Raw genomic sequence first — 15154 nt, 5'->3', positions numbered from 1 at the left:
TCATCTTTGCAATTGTAATCTCTTGGATTAATTGACATTGGCGTCGATGGATTCGTTTCGAAAAATTATGTTGGTTGAAAAAAGAACAGTCGGTTGAGTTACAATCTTTCGATAGGGGTTAGCGACAGCGTCCCTGCCGGCAGCAGGCCGGGTGTAATAGTTGTAGAAATTTGTAATGAGGTATAATCCCGACCAATCACCTATTTTTTGTGATAAGATTCTTGAAAAGAATCTTATTTAAGTAATCAGAATGAAATAATGTCGCATTTTTTATCGGCCTATAAACTGGACTCACCCTATCGCATCTGCGATGCTCTGCCCCTCTCTTCTTGAAGAGAGGGGGAATGTCCGCCAGCGGACATGGGGTGAGTGATTTATAAAATACGACAATAAATTGTTCCTATTACTTAGTTATTTCATTTCCCCTTATATTTTGTTTTTACAATCCAATATTGATAGTTGACTTTTGTTTTTACAAGGCATTGTTGTGATCGTCCATTCTGTCCCCATTCTTCAATATTCATTGTTTGTTTCAGGAAGCAGCGTAGATTCGTTCAATAATATCCACCACCTTTAAGCCTTCCAGCGCATTGGTGGTAATGGCAGCCCGTTGCTGAAGCACATCGACCACATTTTCGATCACGAAATTATGGTTCTGGGCCGATCCTTTGTAAGCCCCGTAATCATTGCCCGGGTTGGTGGGTGCCAACTCAGGCATGGTATACTCTTTCACGTGGCAGTATTCCACTTCGTTCATGTATTGTCCGCCGATTTTAACCGAACCGTTTTCCGCCACAACGGTCATGCTGCTTTCCATGTTGGTATTCCAAACTGCTGTCGAATAATTCAGGTTACCCATGCCCCCGTTACTGAAATCGAAATTAACAAACCCGGAGTCTTCAAAATCGGTCAGATCCTGGTGATTAAAGTCACGCAGGTGAGAGGTAATATTTTCGATGTCGCCAAACAACCAATACATGATGTCGATAAAATGAGAGAACTGTGTAAAGAGCGTTCCACCATCGAGCTTTTTGTTTCCGTGCCATCCACCGGTTTTGTAATAGCGGTCGTCGCGGTTCCAGTAACAGTTTAACTGCACCATATATATTTTGCCTAATTTGCTGGATTCCACCATTTCTTTAATCCAGACCGATGGGGGAGAATAACGGTTTTGCATCACGGCAAATACATGTTTATGAAAATGCAGTGCCTGGAAGATGACTTTTTCGGCATCGGCTTTGGTTAAAGCAATGGGTTTTTCAACTACTATGTGTAGGTTGTTTTTCAAACATTCCAAAGCATGTTCGGCATGGAATCCATTGGGCGTTGCTATATTGACCACATCGCAGGCAATACCGGATGCAAAAAACTCGTCTAAAGAATGGAAAAACGGAACATCGTATTGATTGATGTTTAACTCTGAAGGATCTTTAATGTCGATTAAGGCAACCAGTTCTGCCTCCTCATTTCGGCTGATCATTTCGGCATGTCGTTTCCCGATATGGCCGCAACCGATTACTGCAAATTTAATTTTCTGATTCATTATATATACGAATTTCACGAATTGGAACTAATCTATACGAATGACCTGATTGTTTTCGAGTCGATATTTTTGCTGACTTTCGGGACAGACGGCCATACCATCGCCATTGAATTTCAATTTATGCCCGAACTCACTGATCCATGCGGTTTGCCGGGCAGGGTTTCCTACCACCTGTGCATAATCAGGAACAGTTTTGGTAACGACAGCTCCGGCGCCTATTAATGCATAAGTGCCGACATTGTGTCCGCAAACAATGGTTGCATTGGCACCGATGGTTGCACCTTTCCCCACATGCGTTTTAGCATATTGGCCGCGACGGTTCACCGCGCTGCGTGGATTTGTTACATTGGTGAAGACACAGGAAGGTCCCAGAAAAACATCATCTTCGCAGGTTACGCCAGTATAAACGGATACATTGTTCTGAACTTTTACATTATTCCCAAGTATCACTTCAGGCGAGATCACCACATTTTGGCCGATGTTACAATTCTTGCCTAATCGACACCTGAACATAATGTGCGAAAAATGCCAGATTTTGGTGCCCTCACCAATAATACAACCTTCATCGATTAGAGCCGTTTCGTGAGCGAAATAGATTTGTTGGTTCATATTATTGGGGATTAAATTCAAGGATCTTGGAAATAATGTGGGATTGGATTTCCTCGTTTAATTCGGTATGAATTGGAATAGATAAAACTGACTGACACAGGTCTTCAGTGTTCGTCAGGAAATATCCGTTTCCGGCATATCTTTTAAATGCCTCCTGACGATATAAGGGCAATGGATAATAAATCATCGTTGGAATTTCCCGTTCAGCAAGAAAAGCTTTTAGTTCATTCCGATACCCGTTTTTAACAATTAATGTATATTGGTTGTAGGTATGGAGTACATTGTCGTTTGTTTCAGGGATATGCGCAAAAGGCCAATCTTTTAACGCTTCAGTATAAGAATTTGCCGCTTTTCGCCTGGCTTCAAGATGTTCGCTCAGATAATTCAGCTTAACGTTTAAAACCGAGGCCTGAACGGTGTCTAATCTTGAATTGCATCCGATAACAGAATGGTGGTATTTTACTTTTTGGCCATGATTGGCTATCATCCTTAATTTAATAGCGAGGTCCTCATTGTCAGTTGTAATCGCTCCACCATCACCATAGCAACCCAAATTTTTAGTAGGAAAAAATGAGGTACATCCAATATGGCCGATAGCGCCGGTTTTCCGGGTCACTCCATTTTTAAACGTATATTCCGAACCGAGTGATTGGGCATTATCTTCTATGACCCAAAGTTTGTATTTCTCTGCCAATTGCATAATCGGTTTCATATCCGAACACTGTCCGAATAAATGGACAGGCACAATGGCTCTTGTTTTAGAGGTAATTGCCTTTTCGATCTGTGCAGGATCGATATTGAATGTACGGGCATCGACATCAACCATAACAGGAATCAGTCCAAGTAGCGCAATTACTTCAGCCGTGGCCACATAAGTAAATGCGGGGACAATAACTTCGTCGCCAAAACTCAGATTAAGCGCCATTAATGCAATTTGTAAGGCATCCGTCCCGTTGGCACATGGTATTACATAGTTCGAACCTGTGAAATCTTCCAGCTTTTTCTGAAAGAGTTTTACTTCAGGTCCGTTGATAAAAGCTGCGTTGCGAATCGATTGCAAAACGGCCTGATCGATTTCATTTTGCATTTTGTGATATTGACCTTGTAAGTCAACCATTTGTATATTCATTTGCTTAATTTTGGTTTGATCACTATGTTTTGATTCGTAAATTCGGATAAATCCACAATATGTTTCAAGATCGTTGCAAAGCGCATTGTCAATTCCCGACTTTACAGTTTATATAATTTATCCGATTTTTCACTGATCATATTTCGGAGATCAACGATCAAAGGAGAATGCTCGAATATAAAGTCCAACGGATAAGCTGCATGATTAGTCGTGAGCACGACGACATCTGCTGAAGCAAGTGTTTCTGCCGAAAGTTCTACGGAGTTTAAGCTTTTCCCGCCATGAGTATTCAGAACCGGAATATGTGGATCGTTATATGTGACATCGCCACCTTTTTTAGCCACAATATCCATGATTTCCAGAGCAGGAGATTCCCGTGCATCATCAATGTTTGGTTTATAAGCCACACCAAGAAATAATACTTTACTGCCATTGACCGCTTTCTTAATGCTATTTAAAGCTGTGGCAATTTTAATATACATGTAATGTGGCATACGCATATTAATATGACCTGCTGCATGAATCATACTTAGATCGAAATCGTACTTTTTCGCGATATGCTCCAGGTAAAACGGATCGAGCGGGATACAGTGTCCGCCAATGCCCGGTCCCGGATAAAAAGCCTGAAATCCGAAAGGTTTGGTTTTAGCTGCTTCAATCACTTCCCAAATGTCGATACCCATTTTGCCGGAGAGCAGCGCCAGTTCGTTAATCAAACTAATGTTAACCAAACGGTAGGTGTTCTCCAAAATTTTAACCATTTCGGCTACTTTGGGCGAACTTACCAGAAATAGACGGTCAATGGCTTTAGAATAAATTTTTTCTCCAATTTCCAATCCCTCAATAGAGATAGCCCCCAGAACTTTAGGTGTATTTTTAGTGTGGAAATTGGCATTACCCGGATCAACCCGTTCGGGTGAATAGGCCAACCAAAAATCGACTCCATGCTCTAATCCAGATTCACATTCAATAATGGGAAGCATAAATTCTTCAGTAGTAGTTGGGTAAGTCGTGCTTTCGAGACTAATAAAAGTACCCGGTTTCATGTTTTGACCGATTGAAATGCAGGCTGATTCGATAAAGCTCATGTCCGGTTTGCGAAACTTATCCAAGGGGGTTGGGACACATATAAGCAAAGCATCACATTCTTTGATCCGGGTAAAATCAGTGGTTGCACAAAATGTAATGTTTTCAACCACTTCACGTAAAATTTCATCGCGGATATCTTTAATGTAATTGGTCCCGGAATTTATACTATCTACTTTGGCTGGCGACTTGTCGAAACCTATGACTTTAATTCCAGCCTGGGCAAAGCTCACCGCCAGGGGGAGTCCTACATAACCCAGACCAATAATCCCGACTATTTCTTTATTGGCAGCAATTTTATCCAACAATACAGAAGCATTATTCATACAAATGATCAATTAATGGATTAATGAAAGATGGTGATTCTATTTTTAAATTTTAATGTGACCTCTACGGTCAAAAAAATAAATGAATTCTACTCCGATAAATCGGCCTTCTCCTCTCTTCTATTTTCTGACGACATCAACTTCATTAGTGATTTCATCAAACGATAAAAGTGAATCAGATTTTTTCCGGAATTTATTCAGCAATTCTGAAAACTTGTTTGTGGATTCGGTTTCCTTAATGCTAATCATATTCAAATCAACCAAGCCTTTTAAGATGCTTTTTGCCTTCGGGTTCTTTATTTTAACATAAAATGATTCCATAATTTTCTATTTTACAATATTAAAAATTAGAGCTAATATTTTGAATGATTGATTCATAGTAATTTCCGTCGAAAAAGCATTCGACTAATTGCACTCATAAGTTTTGGGACCCGTGTATCAGATTGCCAAACCAATGACTTTTAAATTCTCCAGCAGTTTCTCATCATCAATTCCGCATACCATTTCTATGTGAGACAGGAAATAATCAGCATTAAGTTTCTGCTTGATTGTCCATCGCTGATCGGCAGTCAGGCATTTGCTTTTAATATAAACATCAATTTGCCTTCCGTAATGCTTGGCTCCTGGTCCTAATAAGAAAAGCTCAGCATACTGATCGAATTGCAAAACAGTTTTTCTAATCAATTTTCTTTCATGAATTAAAAACTGTTCATTATATATTTGCCAGTCAATTAGCGAATTACTCAACAGTTACCGATTTAGCCAGATTACGGGGCTGATCAACATCACAACCTCGAAGAACGGCGATATAATAGGCAAATAATTGCAAAGGGATTACAGTGAGCAAGGGCGTTACGATCGGATCAGATTCGGGAATTTCCAAAACATCGTTGACCATTCCTTTTAACCTGTTGTCTCCCATGGAAACCACAGCAATCACATTCCCCTTTCTGGCCTTAACTTCCTGAATATTGCTTACCACCTTCTCATAATACCGATCCTTTGGCGCTACAACTACGACAGGGATATTGTTGTCAATTAAAGCGATAGGACCATGTTTCATTTCCCCTGCGGCATAACCTTCGGCATGGATATAAGAAATCTCTTTGAGCTTAAGAGCCCCCTCCAACGCTACCGGGAAAAGATATCCACGTCCAAGGTATAAGGCATTAACTGCATCTCTGTATTTATTAGCTATGTACTGAATATGATTTGACGATTGAAGTATTGTCCTGATTTTTTCCGGCGCCGCCAACAAATCGGTTACAATGGCATGAAAACGTTCTTCCGGAATCGTTTGTTTCAAACGTGCCAGCCGGAGTGCCAGTAAGGTCAATACGGTTACCTGCGCTGTAAACGCTTTGGTAGATGCGACCCCGATTTCACTTCCCGCATGGGTATAAATCCCGGCATCCGTCTCCCTGGACATCGAGGACCCCACCACATTACAAATTCCCAATACCATGGCCTGATGTTCTTTAGCCATCCGAACCGCTGATAGCGTATCGGCTGTTTCACCACTTTGAGAGATAGCCAATACGACATCATTCGAACTGAGCACAGGGTTACGGTATCGGAATTCGGAAGCATATTCCACTTCAACCGGTATCCGAGCCAACTCTTCAATCAGGTATTCGCCGATAAGTGCAGCGTGCCACGAAGTGCCACAGGCAATAAGAACAATCCGTTGTGCTTCCAGGATTCGAGGCATTACATCAGTAAGTCTTCCCAGAATAATCTCGTTATTTTTGGTATTTATGCGTCCCCTGAAAGAAGCTTCTATGGTTTCGGGTTGCTCGAAAATTTCTTTTAGCATAAAATGATCATAGCCATTTTTTTCCAAAGCTCCTATGCTCAACTCCAGCTTCTGAATTTCAGGTATTTTTTCTTTATCAACATCAATAGTTTTTAAAGTAAAACTGTTCGATGTTAAAATGGCCACATCGTTATCATCCAGATAGACGACACGTTGGGTATATTCCACCAAAGGAGTAGCATCCGAAGCCAGATAATATTCATTTTGCCCGATACCGATCGCCAGTGGACTGCTGCGCCGTGCTGCAATCAACTTTAAAGCTTCCGCCTGACACATCACCACGAGTCCAAAAGCTCCGACAACACGAGAGAGAGCCATTCGAACGGCTTGTTCAGCATCCAATACTTCCCCCTGAACATACATGTATTCGATAAGATTAGCCAAAACTTCAGTATCGGTCTCGCTGTAAAAGGTATATCCTTTTTCGGACAGATCCTTCTTAAGCTTCCCGTAGTTCTCTATAATTCCATTGTGCACAATCGTGAACAATCTTCTCATGGACACATGCGGATGAGCATTTGTATCGTTAGGTTCGCCATGAGTTGCCCAGCGTGTATGGGCCATGCCCAAACAGCCGGTCATATCTTTCCCTTCGCAGTACCTTTCCAGTTCTTTGACTTTACCTTTTTTCTTGAATATATTAGTCGTCTGGCCTTTTTGCAATAAAGCTATTCCCGATGAATCATAACCCCTGTATTCAAGATGTTTTAACCCATTTATTAAAATAGGGAAAGCTTCACTGTATCCAATATATGCTACTATTCCACACATGTTTCTAATTTGGATTATTGGAAAGTAAGATTCTTCACCGTTTCCACCAGGCTTTATTGTTCTTAAAAGAAACTTCTGTTTCATCGGGACAGATCATCTGGTAAATTTCGCCCCAGGAAGGAATACCCCCCAGGTTCCGGTCGTCGATATAAATGTCGGCCACAATTTTGCGGCTGTCGTGTTCGAACCATTTTTCTTCCGGGTAATTTTTATTAATGGCATAAAAAGTCAAGCCGTTCTCACGGCAAAACGCCACAGCTTCTTCAAGTTGCCGCCCGGAACGATGTGTCCACAAAATTAACTTGTATTTTTTCTTTTGTAGTTCCAGAAGCGTTTCAAAGGCAAAAGGACGGACACGCCCAATATCCGGGAATCGGTGTTCGACAATGGTGCCATCAAAATCTACAGCTATAATCATGTAGATACGAATTTACGCCTTCTTCACCTTCTTTTTCCGGCGTTTTTCCACTCCATCTTCGCCGTAGGCATAGTAGTCTTTCTGATAGGCTTCGTATTGGTAATATTTGTAATAAGTGTAGCCGAACGAATTGACTTTTATATCGTTCACGATGATGCCAATGTTAGTCACCTTTTTCGTTTCGGCATATTGGTTGATCATTTCGAGCTGATGTTTGTGCGACACGCCATAACGGAGAATAAAAATATTAAGGTCCGATACCCGGCTTGCAATAATTCCATCAGTTACCAATGCCACCGGGGAGTTATCGATGAGGACATAGTCGAATTGATTGCGGGCCATTTCAATCAGGTTTTTCATAGCAGGCTTACTCAGGATTTCTGCCGGATTTGGTGGAACGGGGCCTGAAGGCAAAAGATACAGGTTCTCGATCTGAGTTGGAAAGATGACCTGTTCAAAAGTATCTGCTCCGATCAGACAGGTACTCAAACCATGTTCGTTCTCGACCTTAAATATCCTATGGAGTTTCGGTTTTCGCATATCAGCGCCAATAATCAGGACCTTGTTATCGTTCATAGCCAGGATTGTGGCAAGGTTGGTGGTGTTAAATGTTTTTCCTTCACTGGGGTTGGTCGAGTGAATGGAGATTACTTTTGCCTGAGTGCCGGAAAGCATAAACTCGAGGTTGGTGCGTAAGTCGCGAAATGATTCGGCAATGTTTGACTTTGGATTTCCGAAAACAGTCAGCTCATTTGCATCGAAACTGTGCATGATATTTCCGATGATGGGGAGCTGGGTATTGTTTTCAATGTCTTCCTGGGTACGGATGCGGGTGTCGAAAAAGTTTACGAGCAGAATGAATCCAGCTGGCAGAGACAGCCCCAGAATAAAACCGATGGGCAAAATCGTTTTTCGGGTCAGGCCGACTGAGAGTGCCGTATCTGGACTTGCGCTTTCGATAATCTGGACATCAGAAATACTGGAAGCCAGCGCGATGTTTGTTTCTGCACGTTTTTGAAGCATGAAGGTATAAATTTCATTGGTCAGGTCGAACTGACGTTGAATGTTAATCATTTGCTGCTCCTTTTGGGGCAGTTTATTCAACTGTAAAATGATCTTATCTTGTCTGTCTTTCAGACTATTGATCGATCGATTCGCATTGTCAATCAGGTTTCGAATGTTTTCGTTCAATCGGGTACGGGCTTGTGCCAATTCCTTGTCGAGCAGTATCAGTGTTGGGTTATTGGCTCTGGCTGTGAAGGACAAAACCTGACGGCGGGAAAACAATTCGCCTAAATTTACAACCAGTGCATTCAGCGAGGCATCTTCAATTCCAACCACCGAAGGCGACACCAGTTTGGTCAGGTCTCCGTTTTTTTCGAGATAGTCAAGAACGTTCCTGAAATAGTCGAGTTGCATCTGGGTTTGAGCTTTTTCGGATTCAACTTCCTTGAGAGTATTCATCACCAGTGTTCCTTCAGCTCCCAAATCTATGATATCGTTTCTGGATCTGAATTCAGTAGATTTAGTTCCGGCACGGTCGAGTGAATCGGAGATTCCGGCAAGCTGTGTGTTGATGAAATCGAGAGAACGACGCTGTGCTTCGTTTTGAACTTCCATTTTCTGCCTAATGTAAACTTTAATAAGTTCATTCAGAAAATCACTCTCTTTCTCCGGTTCTTCACCTTTAATAGTGCAGAGTACAATATCGCTTTTTTCATCCTTCAAAGTAGCATCCAGTCTTATTTGGTAGGCTAGTGTCATTTCCCTTTGATCGTTAAACACGAAATAATATTTACCATCCGGAATGTCGGAAATATTAATCTTTTTCAGGATCGTGAAATTGAAATATTCGTTTCGGAAAGGATGACCAAATTCACCCTTGCTGTTGAATTTTACTATATAAATTTTACCCTGAACATTTAATTCTCCGACACCTGAAACCAAATATGAATTTTGACTCGTTGGTGTAATGTATATTTTTATGCCTGACGGATTAATAAATGACTGGGTCTCCTGCACATCAAAGGGCTCTTGTTTGTAGATTCCATTCCAAATAAAAAGATCCTTTTTATACCAACTTGTCCGCCAGTTTAGGTTTAGTAAGGTATGGTTAATCGTAAACGAGGATTTAAGAATCTCGATCTGATTGTTTATTTTTGTGTTGTCCTGACCACCTTGCAGGGCGCCACTAAACAAATCTTTCAAATCCATTTCATTCGATTTTTCTGGGATCAGAATGGAGCCGCTTACTGAATAGGTTGGTTTAGTTAATCGGGTGTAGGAATACGCCCCTCCAAAGCCCAGGGCGCCAAATAGTAAAAACCAATGCCATTGCCGGAGCAGCAGATAAATTATTTTCTTAATGTCCGGTCCATCTTCTTCTTTTAATACCTCGTAAATGTTATCTATATTTTCCATATTTATATACAAATTTATTTGGGCTAAATTATTATTGAATGATCAATGTTTTTTGGACAGCTGTTTAATGCTTGCATAGTCAATTTTCTGATGAATTTATTTTAAATGATTATTTATTAACCTTCCCAAATGTGCATTCTTAATTAAAAATGGAGTCATTGATTGTTATTTGATGGTCAGTAATTAATTATCAAACGGCTAAATAACAATCAATTATCACATTGTGATTCACTTTATACGCAATGGGAAAATGCCGGATACTCATGTTATTTAATAACAAAACCCAATACTGCAAGTAGTAGCGATAAGGAAGAAAAGAACAGGGAATAAGCCTGGCTGTTTAACTGGAAATTTTTATACCGGTCGGGTTGCACAACAACATAATCGTTAGGTTGCAAATAAAATGCCTCAGCAGCGAATATGTTTTTAGAGCTAAGATCGAGGAAATAGGATTTATTTTGTTCTGCGCCTGGCCTAATCACCATAACTGTTTTAATTGTAGCATAATCCGTATTTCCATTGGCCATCGCCAGGGCTTCGATTACCGTGATCGAGTTGTTGTAGTTATAATAGACTCCCGGATTACGGACTTCACCGGTTACTGTAATTTTAAAATTCAGCAATTTGACTTTAACAATGGCGTCGTTAATTAATTCGTCTGCTTTTTTCTGAACAATCGGTTCTGCCTGAGAAACTGAAACTCCGGCAACCTGAATCTTACCCAGCATGGGCAGTTTAATCGCGCCATCTGCTCCGATTTCATATCCATATAGGTAGGCACCACTTGGAGTTGTGTACTTTTGATACCCCTGTCCTGTGCTTGTTTCCATATTTGATTCTGGATTAAACACAGCATTTACCTCGGCGTTCATTGTTTTAATACTAATATAAAGAATATCGCCGGCCTTCAGAATGTGTTCGGTTGTTTGTAAAGGCAATCCTTTGAAAAGATCATCATTGGTTGCATCTTTCATTAAAATCAGATCTTTACTGCTTCGGCACGAGAATAAAGATATCAGAGAGACAATGAAGAAGAGGTTTAAATATTTGTTCATACTATCAGATATGTAATTTTAGATTTTAAACATTTTTGAATGCCCAAAGAATTTGTTAAATTCATTGTTTCTCAGGATCAAAAACCGTATTTTCTTTTTCACTTTCAACTCAATCTCCCTAATGACATTGCTGATTTGGTTATTATCTAACTGTTGCCCTATCAGCACAAGATCAATAATATTTGAGTTAATACCTTGTGCATAACTACCAATTACGAAAATTTCAGACAAGCCCAATACATCCCGATACAATAAGGATTTAATTGAATCAAAACCGATTTCTTTAAGCAGCATATTCCGGATATCAGGGAAGAAAGTATGAGTAACATTTGCTCGATAAAACTTTTTATTGCCTAGCTTAAAACTAACTAGCAACTGTAAATCTTCAAGTTTTGTAAGCTCCTGACGGATGGAATTGGTAGATTCGTTTAACACATGTGCTAATTCGCGCAAATAAGTTATGTTCTCCTTGTTTAAAAAGAACATAAATAAAAGCTGAATTCTTGTTTTTGAAGTAATTAGTTCCTGAAGCATTTTTAGCTCATATTTGTTTCCCGTTTTCTGAACACCAAATCAATCGGCTAAAAATGACGCTGGTGTTGTGTTAAGTTACTTATGACGGTAAGTGATTCCGAACGTTCGGCTGAGCTCACGTCGAAGCCTTGTTTCGGAATCTGTTGTTCATGATAATCAATATTTCAAGCTTAATACGATACTGGTACTGGTAAGAGCTTGGCTTGTCACAATGGACATTACGCGATACTTTCGGCTAAGCTCTCCGTTGGCAAAATCTCAACTTCATTCTGACTCAAATCCACTTGCAGCGTATAACCCAACTGCTCAAAACGCAGTATCAAATAACTTTTGCCCCGCGTTTCACTAACTTCACCAACGACATTTTTTAAAGGACCATTGATAATTTTTACAAAAGTGCCTTTTCTTAGTCGTTCAGATGAAACCTCAATTTTGTCATTGAGATGCTCGACAAAAAGTTTCAAAAGGTTAATTTGATAATCGCTAACAACCGCAGGTTTGTTATCAAAACAGACATACTTTAACACACCATTAGTAACTAGAACATCATAATATTCAGACAAACTAATTCGAACAAAAATATAGCCAGGTAAAACAGGTTCTGTAATAATTTTAACCCGATCACTCCAAACTCGTTTTGATGATCGCAGAGGAAGGTAACATTCAATTCGCTTATTTGATATTTCATCAAATACTTTTTTTTCTGTTCTGGATCTTAAATATACCGCATGCCAATTGTATTGTTTTTTTGTAGTGATGCCGATCATGGTTTTTATTAATTTAGAAAATACAAATAGCAAAGAGTATTGCATATAGCCTTTTAAAGCATCTTAAACATGGCTACGCCAATTGACTCCCATCAGTTATACTTTGTATAATTTTGTGGTACAATATTGCGCAAAAAAGATATTGGTTAAATGGAAAGGACGTGGACAAAACATGGACGGAGTAAACAGAATTGATAATCCGTAAATTCATTTTGATTGAAATTTGCGGTTAAACATCTTATTTAAAGAAAATAACAATTAAGTAATCGAAAGAAATAAATTCGTATTACGCAGATTTGATGATTTGAAATATAATTCTAAAATAAAATCATTTGATTGTTTAATTGGATGAATGATTAAAAGCTCCGGAATTTCTCCGGGGCTTTTTAATTGAATTTGCAAATAGAACGCATCAGGTATACCGCCTGAAACCGGTTATCGTTTAGTAATGATTGGACGTGTCAAATCTTTAGACTGGAACGGTTTGAATTTCATGCTCTCATACTTAATCCTCCATTTTACAAAAGTAAAAGCAGAGATAAAGGCACCACATTATGCTGTAATGCGGTATTAGTTCTTTGTTTCTGCAGAAAATTCAGAACCTAAGGCCATATTAAATCAATGTTAACCATTTTGTTAGATATAGAGTCGAAATAAATTTGTCAAATTTAGTGCATTTCAAAGCATGTATTTATTACAGAACAGGGACAAAAGGTGGACAAGGGAGAATGGTTCGTATTTAAATTCATATATCACAAATACTACTGATGCGTTAAGAATTGAGTGGTGAAAAATCATACGATTTTTTGAAATTCTGATTGACTTCTATTCCGTAATTAGCTATTAAACAGTCTTTTTGAATACCGATAATGAGGATATTATTAAGCGCAAAAGAAAAGTCAATTCAAATCAAAAAATTAAAGAACGCTCATAATACTTTAGTATATAGTTATTTATACGGATAAATTAAAAATTAACGCAACACTTATATATCACAAAAATGAAACAAAGTGCCATTAAGTTAATTTTGTCCATGTATTGTCCACGCCCGATAGCTTATAGTTTTTGTATAATTATCTTTTTTTGTCTTGACTCCATCGATTAGAAGTATTTGATAAGCATAGCGCATTAACCGGAATAATTCGAAGTTCAGTTTTTAAAGTATTACTAACTCAGATTATTTACTATCGGAAGAAATTTATTCAAAAGGATTAAGCTGTCATAAAAGAAATAATTGATTCAGGTCATGAACGGAATGTGAACAGATATTTATTTACTATTGAATCTCGATTGAGTAAATCTGCTTATGGAAAAAATATTATTTATCGATGATAATACTTGCTTGCGTGAAGAAGTATTAGAGGCACTGAAATTTGAAGGTTATGATGTTTTTGGAGCAGGTGATGGTTTTGAGGGAATTGAAATAGCAAAAACGAAAAAACCGCATCTAATTTTATGCGACATCCGGATGCCTGAACTAGATGGTTTTGAAGTATACCGACAATTACAAAACGATACTTCTACGGCATTGATTCCATTCATCTTTTTAACTGCATTGGCTGAGCAGGACGAGATTCGAAAAGGGATGGAGCTTGGGGCAGATGACTTCATAGTAAAGCCAATTTTGCTGGAGAAATTATTAAAGGTTATTTGTGTAAGACTTCAAAAATCGGTCGAGATAAATAACAGGATACAAGCCCGGCTAAATGATCTTAGAGCGAGAGTACTTCACACTTTACCGCATGAATTATTAACTCCCTTAAATGGAATACTTGGATTTGCAAGCCTGATTAAAGATGATACTGAATCTTTGAGCAGGTATGAAATAAAAGAAATGGCATCAGAGATTGAACTGAACGGCAATCGTTTGCACAGTATTATTAATAATTATCTAAACTATGTCTTAATTAGCTCAAAGAATGATTTTGGTTCTGATAATGCTGGTTTAAATAATATTCATGAAATTATTGCAAAAGTTTCAATCAGGGTCGCAAAGAAATACGAACGGGTTGGTGATTTGATGTTTAAGTTAGAAAATGCTGAATTGATCATTGACTATGACGATTTTGTGTTCCTGATCAGAGAATTGGTCGACAATGCCTTTAAATTTTCGGAGCCAAAATCGAATGTAGTGGTAATGAATGCTACTTACAACAACCACCTGGAGATCCAGATCCAGGATCATGGTATTGGATTTCCGATTGATAATGTGTCCGATATTGGTGCGTTCAATCAGTTTAACCAGAAGAAAATCGCGCAACAAGGATCTGGCTTTGGTTTGATTACTTCCATGTTGATAACCCAGAGATACCACGGAACTTTACAGATTTCAAACACCACACAAGGAACAATAGTGAAATTAACCCTACCGGCATCACCACAAATCCCGGGATAATATTTTTCTACATATTAGAAACCAATGTCTCTGTAAAACTTTATGAGTATTTATATATATATATATTGGGAGTATATAATAATCGTTTATTGGGGAGAATTGTTAAAATGTAATTCATTGGTTGATTGATAATTGAGAACCAGACGACTCCTCCCCGTTGCGATTAATATGCCTCTATTATAGAATAAGTAAAAAAAATAATAATTCTGATCTGAGGATTTTTCAGAATTGAAATGACATGATACTACCACAATTTAATGTGCAAAGCATATTAAATTGCGGTT

At 38.8% G+C, this 15154-nt stretch carries 13 protein-coding genes; 1 reads left to right on the top strand and 12 read right to left on the bottom strand.

Annotated elements, in window-relative coordinates; genetic code table 11:
* Positions 1-532: 532 nt before the first annotated feature.
* The 12 genes from AQPE_RS01665 to AQPE_RS01610 all read right to left on the bottom strand — a co-directional run bounded on the left by AQPE_RS01665 (position 533) and on the right by AQPE_RS01610 (position 12475).
* Positions 533-1543 carry a Gfo/Idh/MocA family protein gene (locus AQPE_RS01665; protein WP_318349304.1) on the bottom strand — a complete coding sequence of 337 codons (1011 nt, stop codon included), beginning with the start codon at positions 1541-1543 and terminating at the stop codon, positions 533-535.
* A gap of 27 nt (positions 1544-1570) precedes the next feature.
* Positions 1571-2152, bottom strand: coding sequence for an acyltransferase (locus tag AQPE_RS01660; protein WP_318349303.1), 582 nt, complete (start codon positions 2150-2152; stop codon positions 1571-1573).
* A gap of 1 nt (position 2153) precedes the next feature.
* Positions 2154-3281 carry a DegT/DnrJ/EryC1/StrS family aminotransferase gene (locus tag AQPE_RS01655; protein ID WP_318349302.1) on the bottom strand — a complete coding sequence of 376 codons (1128 nt, stop codon included), beginning with the start codon at positions 3279-3281 and terminating at the stop codon, positions 2154-2156.
* A 101-nt stretch (positions 3282-3382) separates the two neighbouring features.
* A complete protein-coding gene (locus AQPE_RS01650) occupies positions 3383-4693 on the bottom strand; it encodes a nucleotide sugar dehydrogenase (RefSeq protein WP_318349301.1) in 1311 nt (436 codons plus the stop codon).
* A 120-nt stretch (positions 4694-4813) separates the two neighbouring features.
* Complete coding sequence (locus AQPE_RS01645; protein ID WP_318349300.1) at positions 4814-5014, bottom strand: hypothetical protein; 201 nt, start codon at positions 5012-5014, stop codon at positions 4814-4816.
* Between the two features lie 117 nt (positions 5015-5131).
* Positions 5132-5377, bottom strand: coding sequence for a hypothetical protein (locus AQPE_RS01640; protein ID WP_318349299.1), 246 nt, complete (start codon positions 5375-5377; stop codon positions 5132-5134).
* Positions 5378-5432: 55 nt separating this feature from the next.
* Positions 5433-7280 carry a glutamine--fructose-6-phosphate transaminase (isomerizing) gene (glmS, locus tag AQPE_RS01635; protein WP_318349298.1) on the bottom strand — a complete coding sequence of 616 codons (1848 nt, stop codon included), beginning with the start codon at positions 7278-7280 and terminating at the stop codon, positions 5433-5435.
* Between the two features lie 34 nt (positions 7281-7314).
* A complete protein-coding gene (locus tag AQPE_RS01630) occupies positions 7315-7698 on the bottom strand; it encodes a BT0820 family HAD-type phosphatase (protein ID WP_318349297.1) in 384 nt (127 codons plus the stop codon).
* 12 nt (positions 7699-7710) lie between these two features.
* Positions 7711-10119 carry a GumC family protein gene (locus tag AQPE_RS01625; RefSeq protein ID WP_318349296.1) on the bottom strand — a complete coding sequence of 803 codons (2409 nt, stop codon included), beginning with the start codon at positions 10117-10119 and terminating at the stop codon, positions 7711-7713.
* A 266-nt stretch (positions 10120-10385) separates the two neighbouring features.
* On the bottom strand, positions 10386-11174 hold the full coding sequence (locus AQPE_RS01620) for a polysaccharide biosynthesis/export family protein (RefSeq protein WP_318349295.1): 789 nt from the start codon (positions 11172-11174) through the stop codon (positions 10386-10388).
* A gap of 18 nt (positions 11175-11192) precedes the next feature.
* Positions 11193-11708 carry a winged helix-turn-helix domain-containing protein gene (locus AQPE_RS01615; RefSeq protein WP_318349294.1) on the bottom strand — a complete coding sequence of 172 codons (516 nt, stop codon included), beginning with the start codon at positions 11706-11708 and terminating at the stop codon, positions 11193-11195.
* Positions 11709-11926: 218 nt separating this feature from the next.
* Complete coding sequence (locus AQPE_RS01610; RefSeq protein WP_318349293.1) at positions 11927-12475, bottom strand: UpxY family transcription antiterminator; 549 nt, start codon at positions 12473-12475, stop codon at positions 11927-11929.
* A 1306-nt stretch (positions 12476-13781) separates the two neighbouring features.
* Here AQPE_RS01610 and AQPE_RS01605 point away from each other — a divergent pair.
* Entirely contained in the window at positions 13782-14870 is a 1089-nt protein-coding gene (locus AQPE_RS01605; RefSeq protein WP_318349292.1) for a hybrid sensor histidine kinase/response regulator, read from the top strand.
* The last annotated feature ends 284 nt before the right edge of the window (positions 14871-15154 follow it).

It is taken from the genome of Aquipluma nitroreducens, assembly GCF_009689585.1.
GTDB lineage: Bacteria > Bacteroidota > Bacteroidia > Bacteroidales > Prolixibacteraceae > Aquipluma > Aquipluma nitroreducens.
The sequence above is the reverse complement of the archived record's forward strand: the minus strand, read 5'-3'. Positions and strand labels throughout refer to the sequence as shown.

Excerpts from the sequence above, each read along its gene's own strand:
- AQPE_RS01665 (WP_318349304.1), bottom strand. The coding sequence starts at position 1,543 with ATGAATCAGAAAATTAAATTTGCAGTAATCGGTTGCGGCCATATCGGG.
- AQPE_RS01660 (WP_318349303.1), bottom strand. The coding sequence starts at position 2,152 with ATGAACCAACAAATCTATTTCGCTCACGAAACGGCTCTAATCGATGAA.
- AQPE_RS01655 (WP_318349302.1), bottom strand. The coding sequence starts at position 3,281 with ATGAATATACAAATGGTTGACTTACAAGGTCAATATCACAAAATGCAA.
- AQPE_RS01650 (WP_318349301.1), bottom strand. The coding sequence starts at position 4,693 with ATGAATAATGCTTCTGTATTGTTGGATAAAATTGCTGCCAATAAAGAA.
- AQPE_RS01645 (WP_318349300.1), bottom strand. The coding sequence starts at position 5,014 with ATGGAATCATTTTATGTTAAAATAAAGAACCCGAAGGCAAAAAGCATC.
- glmS (WP_318349298.1), bottom strand. The coding sequence starts at position 7,280 with ATGTGTGGAATAGTAGCATATATTGGATACAGTGAAGCTTTCCCTATT.
- AQPE_RS01630 (WP_318349297.1), bottom strand. The coding sequence starts at position 7,698 with ATGATTATAGCTGTAGATTTTGATGGCACCATTGTCGAACACCGATTC.
- AQPE_RS01625 (WP_318349296.1), bottom strand. The coding sequence starts at position 10,119 with ATGGAAAATATAGATAACATTTACGAGGTATTAAAAGAAGAAGATGGA.
- AQPE_RS01620 (WP_318349295.1), bottom strand. The coding sequence starts at position 11,174 with ATGAACAAATATTTAAACCTCTTCTTCATTGTCTCTCTGATATCTTTA.
- AQPE_RS01615 (WP_318349294.1), bottom strand. The coding sequence starts at position 11,708 with ATGCTTCAGGAACTAATTACTTCAAAAACAAGAATTCAGCTTTTATTT.
- AQPE_RS01610 (WP_318349293.1), bottom strand. The coding sequence starts at position 12,475 with ATGATCGGCATCACTACAAAAAAACAATACAATTGGCATGCGGTATAT.
- AQPE_RS01605 (WP_318349292.1), top strand. The coding sequence starts at position 13,782 with ATGGAAAAAATATTATTTATCGATGATAATACTTGCTTGCGTGAAGAA.